The following is a 13,573-nucleotide window of genomic DNA, read 5'->3' as shown; positions in this document are numbered from 1 at the left end:
CTATGTTAACGTGAACATTCCGGTTGTGCGCCCGCCTCCACCGCAACGGAAGGTCTGGTCGAATGTCAATCGCCCGGCGCTGGCACGCCCTGAGTCCGGCGATCCGCAGAGCGGCCGTCGACTCGGCCAGGGATCGCCTCGGTGTTCCGGAGCTGCGGCACCGTGACCGCTGGAACTCCGGTCCGACCTCCGTGCGGTCCGCGATCGTGGCCCGTGCAGACGCGGATCGTCACACGCCTTGGCCGCATACCTTGCTCTCGGACTTCGCCCGGTATTGGCGGGACGGCGTCCGGACGGCATACGAGAATCCGGCGGGGGAGCTCCGGCAGCGAACCAGTACGGCGGTGCTCGCGGCCGCACTGACCGGAGAGCAGCGGTACGTCGACGAGGCGGCCGACGGACTGTTGTTGCTCTGCGAGCAGACGACGTGGTGCTGGGCAGCGCATGAGTCGTTCGCGGCGGCTCGTGGGGAAGTCGTGGCGGATCCTGAGACGCCGTACCTGGATCTGGGCGCCGCGGAGACGGTGGACGTGCTGGCGTGGGCCGATCTCGTGCTGGGACCGGCGCTGGATGAGCGTGTGCCTGGCCTCCGTCGCCGGCTGCGGGCTGAGGCGAACCGGCGCGTGCTCGAGCCATTCTTGACCGACCGCCGCTGGCACTGGCTCGGGCTCGACGGTCACCTGCACAACTGGAACCCGTGGATCCACGGGCATGTGCTGGCCGCGGCCCTTTTCCTTGAAGCCGACCCGGTACGGCGAACGAAGGCGGTGGACCTGGTCGTGGACGGTCTCGACCGCTACCTCCGAGCGCTTCCGGCCGACGGCGGTTGCGACGAGGGCTCTGCGTACTGGTGGAACGGTCCGGCCCGACTGGCCTCCGCCGTGGAGCTGCTCGATCGGATCACGCTGGGTGCGTTGGATCCTTGGTCTGTTGAGCCGCTGGCCGAGCTCGCGCGGTATCCGCAGCGGATGGCGTTGGGCGCCGGCTGGTACGTGAACGTCGGTGATGGACCGGCCCGGCCGGACCCCGCGCAGCCGTGGGATGTGTTGCACCGTTGGGGACGCAGGACTGGTGATCAGGCGGTGATGGCGCAAGCGGCCGCACATCGCGACCAGTCGGACGCCGTCGTCGGTCTCGGACGTGCGTTGGTCGCGTTGGTCGACGACGAGTGGTGGCAGGCACCCGTCGTACCGATGCCATTGCCTCGCTCTAGCTGGCTGCCTGATGTGCAACTGCTGGTGGCTCGGGAGGAGGGTGGCTCCGCCGCGGGGTGGACGTTGGCGGTCAAGGGTGGGCACAACGACGAGAACCACAACCACAACGACGTCGGCTCGTTCATCGCTGCGCTGGACGGGACGCCGGTACTGGTCGATCTGGGGCAGCCGACGTATACGGCGATCTCGTTCTCCGATCGCCGGTACGAGCAGTGGGTGGTTCGTAGCGAGTGGCACAACGTGCCGGTGGTCGATGGGCGGGAGCAGGAGGCCGGTTCGCAATGGCGAGCGGCGGACTTCGCCGTACAGGATGATGCGGGAGTCGAGATCGACCTGTCGGATGCCTATCCCAGCGGGAACCTGCGCCGGACGGCGACGCTCGATCGGCCCGGGCAGGCCATCCGCGTCGTTGACACCTGGGCGCCTGGGACCGAGATCGCCGAACACTTCGTGATCGCCGGACACCCTGTCGCGCACGAGCCCGGTCGCCTGACGGTCGAGACCCTGGATGGCGGCATCGCTGAACTGCACTGGGACGTTGCTCTTGGCACCGGGCAGCTCGAGAAGCGAGCCGTGGACGACGAGCTGCTCAGGAGTGTCTGGGGACCCGCGGTCCATCGCCTGATCCTTGCTGCAGGCAACGATCGCTTCGAACTCACGCTCACCCGCGGGCATCGTCGATGAGGAGAACCGAATGAAGCTTTTCCGCCCCCTGCTTGCGCTCGCGGTGCTCAGCGCCGTGCTCAGTCCGGCCGCGGTCGCCGCTCCGGTCGCGCCGGCGTACGACTCGTTCCGGCCGGGCGCCGAGTGGCGCGATACCAGCGGTCAGGTGATCCAGGCGCACGGTGGTCAGGTCGTGCCTTCGACCGACAACCGCGGCCGCAAGATCTGGTACTGGTACGGCGAGGATCGCAGCAACGGGTACTACGACAGTCCGGGTGTTCACCTGTACTCGTCGTACGACCTCTACAACTGGAAGGATGAGGGACTCGCGCTGAGGGCGATGAGTTCTGTCGACCAGTTCGAGAACGACAAGTACTTCAGCAAGCTCTACAAGAAGTACACGCCTGCGCAGAAGGATGTCGTCTGGCGGGATCTGTCGACCAACGCCGTCCGTACCGACGGTTGGTCCCGGCCGTCGATCCTCGAGCGGCCGAAGGTGATCTACAACCGGGCCACTCGCAAGTGGATCATGTGGGTGCACTCCGACGGACCGTCGGCACCGGACAGTACGTCGACGTACGCGCGGGCCGAGGCGGGAGTGGCGATCGCGGATTCGCCGAAGGGTCCGTTCCGCTGGATCGACTCGTACCGGCTGAATCATGTGCCGAGCGACTCGGTGCCCTGGTGCGGTACGTCGTCCGCTTTTGACCCGGCCGGTGGAATGGCGCGGGACATGAACCTGTTCGTCGATGACGACGGCAAGGCGTACATCATCTACTCGTCCGAGGAGAACCGGACGATGTACGTCTCGAAGCTCAACCGGGACTACACGTACCTGTCCGCGCGGCCCGAGAATGCCGTACAGGGTAAGGACTTTGTGCGCACCCTGGCCTGCAACCAGCGTGAGGCGCCGGCGATGTTCAAGTCCGAGGGCCGGTACTACCTGGTGACGTCCGGTGCCACGGGCTGGGACCCGAACCCCGCGAGGTATGCGACCGCCAGCACGGTCCTCGGCCAGTACGCCGACCAGGGCAACCCGATCACCGCACCGGGGGCCGCCGACACCTACCGATCCCAGAGCACCAACGTGATCACGGTCGATGCCGAGCGCAACAAGTTCGTCTTCATGGGCGACCGGTGGACCCCGAGTGACCTCAAGAACGCGCCGTACGTCTGGATGCCGATGTCGTTCGGCGAAGGCGGCAGCCTGTCGATCGGCCCGGATCAGGAATGGACGCTCGGCGACCTGACGCCGTACCGGCGCTGGAGCGTCGAGACCAAGCTCCCGGACTATGTTCTGCTCGGGGACACGAGCGCGTTGCCGACCAAGGTCCAGGTGCGCACGGGATCGCGGACGCAGACGTTGGCCGTCACCTGGGACGTCTCGACGGTCGCCAAGCCCGGAACCGCGCATCTGCGCGGCATCCTCGCGGACGGACGAACGTTCACGCGCTCGATCGTGGTGGCTCCGCGCAACCTGCGGTACGCCGTCAACGCCGGCGGGATCGCCACGGCCGACTGGCAGGTGCTCACGAGGACCGGTCCGCTGCTGAACTCGAATCCCGAGCAGCCCTTGGGAACCGACCCGGTGACCGGAAAGACGTGGGGCTACACCGGGGCCGGCGCGCCTTCCGGAGTGGCGACAGGCGATCTCTACAGCACCCTGCGGTACGCCAAGAACCACGAGCCGCTCGTCTATACCTTCGGTGGTCTCGAGCCCGGGACCTACACCGTTCACGCCGGGTACTTCGACCCGTGGCCGTGGGCGAACCGTGCCGCACAGGTGACGATCAACGGGGCCGTCGTCGACCAGCAGCGACTGTTCACCGGCACCAACGAAGCCGCGGCGTACGGCGGGGTCGTGGTGGGCGCCGACGGCAAGATCACCGTCACCGTCGCACCGACCCGATCGCCGGACATCCAGGTCAGCTGGCTGCTGGTCAGCGCCTCCTGACCGTGTCCGGATCCGGCCAGGTCGAAGCGCTTCGACCTCTTGTTCCGGAACCGCTTGCCCGCTAACTTGGCGCACCTCAGCAAGCGCTTTCCAACCGCTGGAGGAGGGTCGATGGCACGGCGCGACAACGTGACGGCGTACCTGTTCCTGTCGCCGTGGCTGGTCGGGTTGTTCGCGATCACCATCGGCCCGATGGTCGCGTCGCTCTACCTGGCGTTCACCGACTACAACCTGATCGAGGCACCGCAGTGGATCGGGCTGGAGAACTTCACCCGGATGCTGTCGGACGAGCGGCTGCACAACTCGTTGCGGGTGACGTTCACCTACGTGTTCGTCTCGGTGCCGCTGCAGCTCGCGATCGCGCTCCTGCTGGCCGTCGTACTGGATCGGGGCGTCCGCGGCATGGCGTTCTACCGCTCGGTCTTCTACCTGCCGTCGCTGCTCGGGTCGAGTGTCGCGATCGCGATCCTGTGGCGGCAGGTGTTCGGGACCGAGGGCCTGCTCAACCAAGTGCTCGCCCTGATCGGGGTCGAGGGCAAGGGCTGGATCTCCGACCCCAGTACGGCGCTGGGCACGCTCGTGGTGCTCAACGTCTGGACGTTCGGTTCGCCGATGGTGATCTTCCTGGCCGGGCTTCGGCAGATCCCGTCGATGTACTACGAGGCGGCGGCCGTCGACGGGGCCGGTGCGCTCCGGCGGTTCTTCGGGATCACGCTCCCGCTGCTCACCCCGATCATCTTCTTCAACCTGGTGCTGCAGATCATCCACGCGTTCCAGTCGTTCACGCAGGCGTTCGTGGTCTCCGGCGGCAGCGGCGGTCCGTCGGACTCGACCATGTTCTTCACGCTCTACCTGTACGACCGCGGCTTCGGGAACTTCGACATGGGCTACGCGTCGGCGATGGCCTGGTTCCTGCTGGTGGTCATCGCGATCTTCACCGGGGTCAACTTCCTCGTCTCGAAGTACTGGGTGTTCTATGAGAACTGACCTGCGCCCGCGGACGCTGCTGATCCACCTGGCGCTGATCGCCACCGCGCTCGTGATGCTGTACCCGCTGATCTGGATGATCGTCAGCTCGCTGCGGCCGGGCAACGAGATCTTCCGCGACCCCGGGCTGCTGGTGAAGGACCTGCGGATCGAGAACTACCGGGCCGGCTGGAACGCGCTGACCGAGCCGTTCACCCGCTACCTGCTGAACTCTGCGGTCGTCGTCCTGGGCTCGATCCTCGGCAACCTGGTCTCGTGCTCGATGGCGGCGTACGCCTTCGCCCGGCTGGAGTTCGCCGGGAAGAAGCTGTGGTTCGCGATCATGCTGCTCAGCATCATGCTGCCGATCCACGTGGTGATCGTGCCGCAGTACATCCTGTTCTCACAGGCAGGCTGGATCAACACGTTCCTGCCGCTGATCGTCCCGAAACTGCTGGCCACGGACGCGTTCTTCGTCTTCTTGATGGTCCAGTTCATCCGGGGCATCCCGCGCGAGCTCGACGAGGCGGCCACGATCGACGGCTGCGGGCGAGCCGCCATCTTCCTGCGGGTGATCCTGCCGCTGATGGTCCCGGCGCTGGCCACCACCGCGATCTTCACGTTCATCTGGACCTGGAACGACTTCTTCGGCCAGCTGATCTACCTGACCGACCCGCACATGTACACCGTGCCGGTCGCCCTGCGGTCGTTCGTCGACGCGACCTCGAGCTCGTCCTGGGGCTCGATGTTCGCGATGTCGGTCGTCTCGCTGGTCCCGGTCTTCCTCGCCTTCCTGCTCGGCCAGCGTTTCCTGGTCAAGGGCATCGCCACCACCGGTATCAAGTAAGGAGCCTGCCATGACACGCCTCAAGGCACTGGCCGCCGTCGCCCTCGTCTCCACCCTGCTCGTCGTGAGCGCCTGCGGCGGCGACTCGGGCGGCCCGGCCGCGAACAAGGGCGAGGTGACCCTGCGCTTCACGTGGTGGGGCAGTGACGTCCGGACCAAACTCACCCAGTCCACGATCGACGCGTTCCAGAAGGAACACCCGAACATCAAGATCAAGGGCGAGTACGGCGAATGGGCCGGGTACTGGGACAAGCTCGCCACCACGGTCGCCGCCAACGACGCCCCGGACATCATCCAGATGGACGAGAAGTACCTGCGCGAGTACGCCGATCGCGGAGCGCTGCTGGATCTGAAGAAGGCCGGTGACCTGAAGACCGACAAGTTCGCCCCGGACACCCTGAGCGCCGGAGAGTTCGACGGCGGGCTGTACGGACTGAACGCCGGGATCAACTCGTTCGCGGTCCTCGCGAACCCGGCCGTGTTCAAGGCCGCCGGTGTCGCCCTGCCGAACGACAAGACCTGGACCTGGGACGACTACAACCGGATCGCCGCCGAGATCACCACCAAGCTCAACGGCAAGGGCTGGGGGACCGGTGTGGTCGGAGCCAACGAGGCCGGACTGAACCTGTGGGCCCGCCAGAACGGCGAGTCACTGTGGACGCCCGACGGCAAGCTCGGCGTCTCGGCCGGACAGACCACCAAGTTCTTCGAGTACGTGCTGAAACTGCGCGACAGCAAGGCGATCCCGCCCGCGGAGGCCGTGGCGCAGGACATGACCGCGTCCCTCGACCAGACCGCGATGGCCACCGGCAAGCTCGCGATGGGCTTCAGCTGGAGCAACCAGCTGAACGCCTTCAGCAAGGCGTCCGGCCAGGAGCTGAAACTGCTCCGGATCCCGAGCACGACCGGGCAGTCGGCGAAGAACGGTTCGTACTACAAGGGCTCGATGTTCTGGTCGGTCTCGTCGCGGTCCAAGCACCGGGCCGAGGCGGCGCAGTTCGTCGACTTCCTGGCCAACGACGCGGCGGCGGGTAACATCTTGCTGGCCGAGCGCGGCGTACCGCCGAACACCGAGATCCGCGCGGCCGTGACGCCGAAGCTGCAGCCGGCCGACGCGGCCTCGGCGAAGTTCATCGAGGAGATCGGCACGGAGCTCGGCGAGCCCTCACCGGCGCCGCCGGTCGGAGGTGGTCAGGTGGAGAAGATCATCCAGCGCTACACCACCGAGGTCCTGTTCGGGCGGCTCACGCCGGACAAGGCGGCGAGCCAGTTCCTCGACGAGGTGAACGGAGAACTCAAATAAAAGCCACCCGCATCGCCGTGGCCGGTGTGCACGGCCACGGCGCGACCCACGTCCACAACGCCCGCCGGTACGGCGACCTGGTGGCGATCGCGGATCCGCGCCCGCCGGACGCTGCCGGCGTACCGGTGTTCCCGTCGCTCGAAGAGTTGCTGGCGGCAACCGAAGTCGACGTCGTCGTGATCAGCACGCCGATCCAGACGCACGTGCCGCTGGCCGGACTGGCGCTGCGCGCGGGCGCCGACGTACTGCTGGAGAAGCCGCCGACCGCTTCGCTGGCCGAGTTCGACCAGCTGTCGAAGGTGATCGAGGAGACCGGCCGCGCCTGCCAGGTGGGCTTCCAGGCCCAGGCCTCGGCGGCGACCCTGCAGCTCGCGCAGTTGATGGCCGACGGCGGCCTCGGCGAGATCCGGGGGATCAGTGCCACCGGCAAATGGCTGCGGAAGGCCGCGTACTTCGATCGCGCGCCGTGGGCCGGCCGGCGGACGCTGAACGGCGTCGCCGTGGTCGACGGTGCGGTCACGAATCCCTTGGCGCACTCGACTGCTGCCGCGCTGCTGCTCGATGGTTCGACCGGCGTGGACGACATCGCCTCGGTGGAGACCGACCTCTTCCGGGCCAACGACATCGAGTCCGACGACACCTCCACGGTCCGCATCACCACGACGCGCGGTACGTCGATCCTGATCGCGGTGACCCTGTGTGCGGCCGAGCACCTCGATCCCGCGGTGATCGTCCACGGTTCGCGCGGCCGCGCCGTACTCAACTACACCACGGACACCCTCGAACTCCCGGACAGCCGGCAAGTCCTTGCGCGGGGCGACCTGTTGCAGAATCTGATCGCGCATCGCGCCGACCCCGCCGTACCGCTCTACTGTTCGTTCGCGGCGACCGGCGGTTTCACCCGCGTCGTCGAAGCGATCCGGCTGGCCGACGTACCGGCCGTCATCGCGGACGCCGTCGTCCGCTGGGAAGGCGAAGGCGCCGACCGGCACCCGATCGTCCACGACGTCGAGCACTGGATCGACCGCGCCTCCGACGAGTTGGCTCTCTTCAGCGAACTCGGGGCGCCGTGGACGAAGCAGTAGGGGTCATGACCGCCGGCGGCGTGGCGTCGTCGCACTTGCGGGACTCGGTACGCCGAGATGGCCCAGGTACTGCTCAAGAGTGAAGGCGGCCATGCCGAGCGCGACCGGGTTGCCCGGGACGGCCGATGCTTCCACGACGAGGCCGGCCAGCGAACCGGGCAGCACGTGAGTGGGGAGCTCGTCGCGCACCGCCGGGATCAGCCACTGCCCGATCGCGGTTGAGGTCCAACCGGTCAGGGTCAGGTGCGGGACGTTGAGCAGGTTGACCAGGTCTGCGAGGGCGGCCGCCAGATAGTGCGCCGTACGGCGAGCCAGCTCGCTGAGCACGGGGTCGTCGGCGGCGAGGCCCTCCGCGACAGCGTCGACGAAGCCGCGTTGCAGAGGTTGCCGCAGGGCCGGGTGGTCGGGGTCGATCTCGGCGAGCGTCATCTCCAGGCCGTGCACGCCGAGGTAGGCCTCGACGCAGCCGCGCCGCCCGCAGCGGCATGGCCGGCCGTCTAACTGGAGCAGGGTGTGGCCCCATTCACCGGCGTTGTTGGTCGCGCCGCGGATCAGCGTGCCCTCGATCGCGAGCCCGGCGCCGACACCGGTGCCGAGGTTGACCACGGCCATGTTGCCGGTGACCTGGCCGACGCCGAACCACATCTCGGCCAGCGTGATCGCCTTGAGCGGATTGTCGACGTACACGGAGATGCCGAGGCGGCTCTCCAGCATCTCCTCGATCCGGACGTCGTGCCACTGCCAGTTCGGTGCGAACACCGAGACGCCGGCGTCGGGCTGTACCTGGCCCGGCATGCTGACCCCGACCCCGATCAGCTCGGCCGGTTCGGCGGTGACGGTGGCCAGCGCGTTCTGGGTCGCCGTGACGATGCCGTCGACGACGTACGCGGGATCGTTCTTGTGTTCGTCGAGGGTGATCGCGCTGTGCCCGAGCGCGCCGAGCCCCAGATCGAAGACGGTCGCGTCGACATACGTCTCGGCCACGTCGACCCCGACGATCCGGCCCCGGCCGGGGTCGATGCTGAGCCGCTCGTACGGACGCCCGACCGTACGACGTTCCACCGTCGCGATCCGTAGTACACCGGCGGCCAGAAACTCGTTGACCAGCGTCGCGACGGTGGCCGGGCTCAGCCCGGTGTGCCGGGTGAGCTCCTGCCGGGTCGAGGGCCCGAGCGTGAACAGCGCATGCAGGACCTCGAACCGGTTCTCGTTGCGCAGGTCATGGGAGGTCTGCCGTGGCACCAGATCTCCTTCAAATCGTCGGTGGCTCCAGCCGTAGCGTACGCAGTTCGGGACGGGTCGGGCCGTCAACCCCGCGGATCAGCAGTGTCAGACCGGCCCAGCCGGGCGGTATCCAGAGCACGTCGGGATCACCGCCCGAGAACGCGGGCCGATCGCCCAGCCAGACTCGTCCGATGCACTCACCACCGGACCAGCCGGTGACTCGCACCTGGGTACCTTCGAGCCTCAGCACTTGGCCGGAGTTCGAAGCCTCCAGGTCCACGTCGAGCCAGGCCTCCTCGCCCGCCTCGAGTTCGAGCGGTAGCTCAACCGTCTGACCCGGGCTGGACGACACTGCGAAGGCTGTCAGTAGTTCATCGTCCTGGACGGTGCAGGACCAGCCCGTCACCGGTTCCAGGGTCAGCAGTTCGGCGCCCGGACCAGCACGACTCGGATCGTGCGGCAGCGTGACGGCGACCTGGCTGCTGCCGGCCGGAAGCAGGATCCACGGATTCTCCGCCGGGACGGTCACTGGGTCCGCGCCGTCGATCCGGACGAAGACGGGTTCATCGAGGTCGCGCAGTAGCAAGGCCGCAGCGGTAGGGGAGTGGATGAGCCGCGTGTAGGTCACTCGTTCGCCGCCTCGCGTACTGCTCCAACCGCCGAGCTGACGAACGGGTGCCGGTTGCCCGGCCCAATGACCGCTGACCGTCCACAACGCCGACACGTCGTGGACGGCGCGGACCTTCCACACGGTGCCGAGACCGCGCAGGGCGCCGAGTCGCAGCGCGGGGAGCCGGGTGTCGTCGAAGTTCGCGTGACCCCAGATCTCAACGGTCGCCTGGATCGGCGTCGGTCCGGTCAGATCCGGTACGTCGATCCGCCGGTTCGCGCCGTACGTCACCAGTGGAGGCCGGACCGAACCTCCGATCGCGAGGTCGACGATATCGGCGGCGCCGGCTACCAGCAGTTCGTCGACACCGGTCAGGTCAGCCATCGTGCTGTACGCGCCGCGGCCGCGAAACACACCGAGCGACTCCAGCGCCGGCGGCAGTTCGTACTCACCGGCAGCTGCCGCCGGAGCGGATGCCGAGCGGCGGCGTACCGAGGTCACTTCGGTCATGACACCCGCCTTGTGGACCGGCTGTGGGGCGAACTCGAGCACGCCATCAGGCTCGATCGACGTGAGCCGGGCAGCTTCGACCGGTGGCAGCGCAATCAGTTCGAGGTCCGCCAGACTCTCGCGTCCGCCGACCGGCACCACAGCCAGGTTTCCGTCGATGACGACGGTCACTGGTACCGCGGACGAGAACACCAGCACGCCCTTCGCGGCGCCGACCAGGTCCGCTGAAGCAAAAGTGAGGGTGTGCGGGGAAGCCCAGGCGGTCAGCGGGAGACCGACCGGCAGGAGCGGGCACGCCCCGGCCGCGATCTGCGCCGGCACACCGGCGATGATCGCGTGTCCGTCGGTCGTGCCGAGATTCGGTACGGCGATCAGCTGGCCACCATCGCGCAGATCCAGTGCACCCATAGCCGAGCTGGTCCGGAAGTCGGTCAGCACCTCGACAGCAGCTGTTCCCGGGGTGGCGAGCGCCAGCCGCGGACCCAGTACGTCGATCAATCGGGCGAGCACCTGGGCTTCGGCGTACTCGACTCGTTCCTGCCCGGTCGAGGAGACATAGCCGCCGAAGTCATAGCCATGGCTCATGAAGTTGCCGGGATCGCCCCAGTTCCCGGTCGACGGCGTGTACCCGAAGTTCCAGCCGGACGACTGCAGGTACGGCGCGATGAGCGCGGCGCCCGAGATCAGCAGCCGGCGCAGAGTGCGATGCCGCCGGTTCGTCTCGGTCACCAGCAGCGGAAGGTCCCGCTCGGTCAGCAGATCGCGATAGCGCCGTACCTCGGCCTCGAGGTGCGGGGACTCGTCGTCAGGGTAGAAGTTGCACGCCGGTACGACGTCCGCCGCGTCACCGGTTGCGCCGTACAGATCGCCCTGTCCGGCGCAGGCGATCAGCGGAACCGTGATGCCGTGCCCGATCGCAAGCTCCCGCAAGGCGCTCAGGTAGCCCGGCCGATCGGCGCAGTCGAAGAAGTCCAGCTCGTTCTCCAGCTGAACCATGATCACCGGGCCGCCGGCCGAATGCTGCCGGGCAGCCACGATCGGCAGCACCTGATCGAACCAGGCGGCGACCTGCTCCAGGAAGCGCGGCTCGTTCTGCCGGACCTGGAGCTCGGGATCGAGCCCGAGCCAAGCCGGCAGGGCACCGCCGTCCCACTCCGAACAGATGTAGGGCCCCGGCCGGGCGATCACCGACAGCCCGGCGTCCTGGGCGAGATCGAGGAACGCCGCGACATCGCGACGCCCCTCGAAGTCCCACCGACCAGGAGCGAGCTCGTGGAAGTTCCACGGCAGATAGACGTCCACGCAGGTGTAGCCGGACGCGCGGACCTGGTCGAGCCGGGCCCGCCACTGCTCCCGCGGCAGGCGGAAGTAGAACAGCGACGCGCACAGCACGACCTGCGGGAGCCCGTCGATCTCGATGCCTTGGGCATCCATCCGGACCGTTCTCACTTGACCCCCGCACTGCCGCCGCTGATGTCCATCTCGTACAGGTACTTCTGGCCGAGGTAGTAGACCAGGATCATCGGTAGCGTCAGCAGGATCGACCCGACCATCACCAGGTTCCACGGCGGGGCCTGCAGGGCTTGCGACGTACTGGTGATGTACTGCACGCCGAGCGCCAACGGCATCTTGGACTCGTCGTTGAGGTAGATCAACGGACCCATGAAGTCACCCCAGGTGGCGGTCAAGGTGAAGATGCCGATCGCGATCAGGACCGGGGCCAGCATCGGCAGCATGATCCGGCGGTAGATGCCGAAGAAGCCGAGCCCGTCCACCATCGCCGCCTCGTCGATCTCGCTCGGCAGCCGGGAGACGAACTGCCGGACCAGGAAGACGTTGAAGGCGTTGGAGAAGAAGTTCGGCACGATCAGCGGCAGGAACGTGTTCACCCAGCCGAGCTCCTTGAACAGGATGAACTGCGGGATCATCGTGATCTGGCCCGGGATCATCATCGTCGCGATGACGATCAGGAACAACGCGTTCTTGCCCGGCGCTCGCAGCCGCGCGAACGCGTAACCGACCAGTCCGCTGGACAGCACCTGCCCGGCCACCGCACCGACCGAGATGATCACCGAGTTCAGCAGGAACCGCTGCATCGGCAGTTCGGTGGAGAAGACCCGGGTGAAGTTCTCCCAGTGGAACTCGCGCGGGATGATCGTGAAGGTGTTGGCGTTGACCGTCTGGTCACTGGACAGCGCGATCGAGACCACGAAGACCAAGGGAACCGACAAGACGGCGGCGACAATGATCAGCGTGGCGTAACTCAACGGCGTGGCGCGGAACGCACGCACGGACATCTACCGCACCTCCGTTTCGTAGAACACCCAGCGGCGGGCGCTCCGGAACGCGATCAGCGTGAACACCATGATCACGGCGAACAGCAACCACGAGAGCGCGGACGCGTACCCCAGGTGGTAGAAGGAGAAGGCCTGGTCGAACAGCAGCGGAACCATCGTCTGGCTGGCGTTGTTCGGCCCGCCCTTGGTCAGGATGTAGACCTGTGAGAACACCTGGAACGCACCGATCAGCCCCATGATCAGGTTGAAGAAGATGATCGGGGTGAGCTGCGGGACGGTGATGCTCCAGAACTGCCGGATCGAGCTGGCACCGTCCACCTCGGCCGCTTCGTACAGTTCCCGCGGGATGCCTTTCATTGCCGCCAGCAACAAGACGGTCGCGCCGCCGGCACCCCAGACCGACAGCAGGATCAGGGCGGGTTTCACCCAGGCCGCCTCGAGCAGCCAGGACGGGCCGGGGATGCCGGCCAGTCCCAGCAGGTCGTTCAGCGGTCCGGACGGTGCGAGCACCATCTTGAAGATCATCGCGGTCGCGACCAGGGGGACCAGGGTCGGCAGGTAGATCAGCGTCCGGAACAGCTTGCGCATCCGGACCCGCTTGTTCAGCAGGTTCGCCAGCCACAGCCCGAGCACGAGCCCGAGCGGGACCGAGATCGCCGCGTAGTAGAACGTGTTCCACAGGGCCTTCCAGAACACCGGGTCGTCGGTGAGCAGGCGCCGGTAGTTGTCCAGGCCCACCCACTTCGGCGGCGTGAAGGAGTCCCAGTCGGTCAGCGAGAAGTAGATCGAGGCAACCATCGGGCCGAGCAGGAACACCACGAAGCCGATGATCCAGGGCGAGGCGAACAGGTAGAACCAGAGCGCCTCGCGGCGGCGGAGCTTCGACAACGTCGACATGCG

At 67.2% G+C, this 13,573-nt stretch carries 10 protein-coding genes; 6 read left to right on the top strand and 4 right to left on the bottom strand.

Translation table 11 applies throughout. The features are described 5' to 3' along the window. The first annotated feature begins 62 nt into the window (after window positions 1–62). The 6 genes from ACIA49_RS32615 (at window position 63) to ACIA49_RS32590 (ending at window position 8,032) form a co-directional block, all read left to right on the top strand. Entirely contained in the window at window positions 63–1,898 is a 1,836-nt protein-coding gene (locus ACIA49_RS32615; protein WP_396381708.1) for a heparinase II/III family protein, read from the top strand. Window positions 1,899–1,908: 10 nt separating this feature from the next. After that, a complete protein-coding gene (locus tag ACIA49_RS32610; RefSeq protein ID WP_396381706.1) occupies window positions 1,909–3,831 on the top strand; it encodes a glycoside hydrolase family 43 protein in 1,923 nt (640 codons plus the stop codon). A 111-nt stretch (window positions 3,832–3,942) separates the two neighbouring features. Then, window positions 3,943–4,818, top strand: a complete 876-nt coding sequence (locus tag ACIA49_RS32605) for a carbohydrate ABC transporter permease (RefSeq protein ID WP_396381705.1) — start codon at window positions 3,943–3,945, stop codon at window positions 4,816–4,818. Further along, on the top strand, window positions 4,808–5,644 hold the full coding sequence (locus tag ACIA49_RS32600; protein ID WP_396381704.1) for a carbohydrate ABC transporter permease: 837 nt from the start codon (window positions 4,808–4,810) through the stop codon (window positions 5,642–5,644). Before ACIA49_RS32605 ends, ACIA49_RS32600 begins: the two co-directional genes overlap by 11 nt. A 10-nt stretch (window positions 5,645–5,654) precedes the next feature. Next, a complete protein-coding gene (locus ACIA49_RS32595; protein ID WP_396381703.1) occupies window positions 5,655–6,947 on the top strand; it encodes an ABC transporter substrate-binding protein in 1,293 nt (430 codons plus the stop codon). A 17-nt stretch (window positions 6,948–6,964) separates the two neighbouring features. Then, window positions 6,965–8,032 (top strand): Gfo/Idh/MocA family protein, encoded by a 1,068-nt coding sequence (locus ACIA49_RS32590; RefSeq protein WP_396381702.1) that lies wholly within the window; start codon window positions 6,965–6,967, stop codon window positions 8,030–8,032. A 3-nt stretch (window positions 8,033–8,035) separates the two neighbouring features. Here the strand turns inward: ACIA49_RS32590 and ACIA49_RS32585 are convergent, their stop codons facing one another. The 4 genes from ACIA49_RS32585 to ACIA49_RS32570 are packed head-to-tail and all read right to left on the bottom strand — an operon-like array spanning window position 8,036 to window position 13,570. Then, the gene (locus ACIA49_RS32585; RefSeq protein WP_396381700.1) at window positions 8,036–9,274 is read right to left on the bottom strand and encodes an ROK family protein; all 1,239 of its coding nucleotides are present in this window, start codon (window positions 9,272–9,274) and stop codon (window positions 8,036–8,038) included. Between the two features lie 10 nt (window positions 9,275–9,284). Further along, the gene (locus ACIA49_RS32580) at window positions 9,285–11,825 is read right to left on the bottom strand and encodes a beta-galactosidase (protein WP_396381699.1); all 2,541 of its coding nucleotides are present in this window, start codon (window positions 11,823–11,825) and stop codon (window positions 9,285–9,287) included. After that, window positions 11,822–12,673: a carbohydrate ABC transporter permease gene (locus ACIA49_RS32575; RefSeq protein WP_396381697.1), complete on the bottom strand. Its 852-nt coding sequence runs from the start codon at window positions 12,671–12,673 to the stop codon at window positions 11,822–11,824. The genes ACIA49_RS32580 and ACIA49_RS32575 overlap by 4 nt, the downstream gene beginning before the upstream one ends. Then, window positions 12,674–13,570 (bottom strand): carbohydrate ABC transporter permease, encoded by an 897-nt coding sequence (locus ACIA49_RS32570; protein ID WP_396381695.1) that lies wholly within the window; start codon window positions 13,568–13,570, stop codon window positions 12,674–12,676. Window positions 13,571–13,573: the final 3 nt, after the last annotated feature.

This window comes from Kribbella sp. NPDC051587, assembly GCF_044453945.1.
Taxonomy (GTDB): domain Bacteria; phylum Actinomycetota; class Actinomycetes; order Propionibacteriales; family Kribbellaceae; genus Kribbella.
The sequence above is the reverse complement of the archived record's forward strand: the minus strand, read 5'-3'. Positions and strand labels throughout refer to the sequence as shown.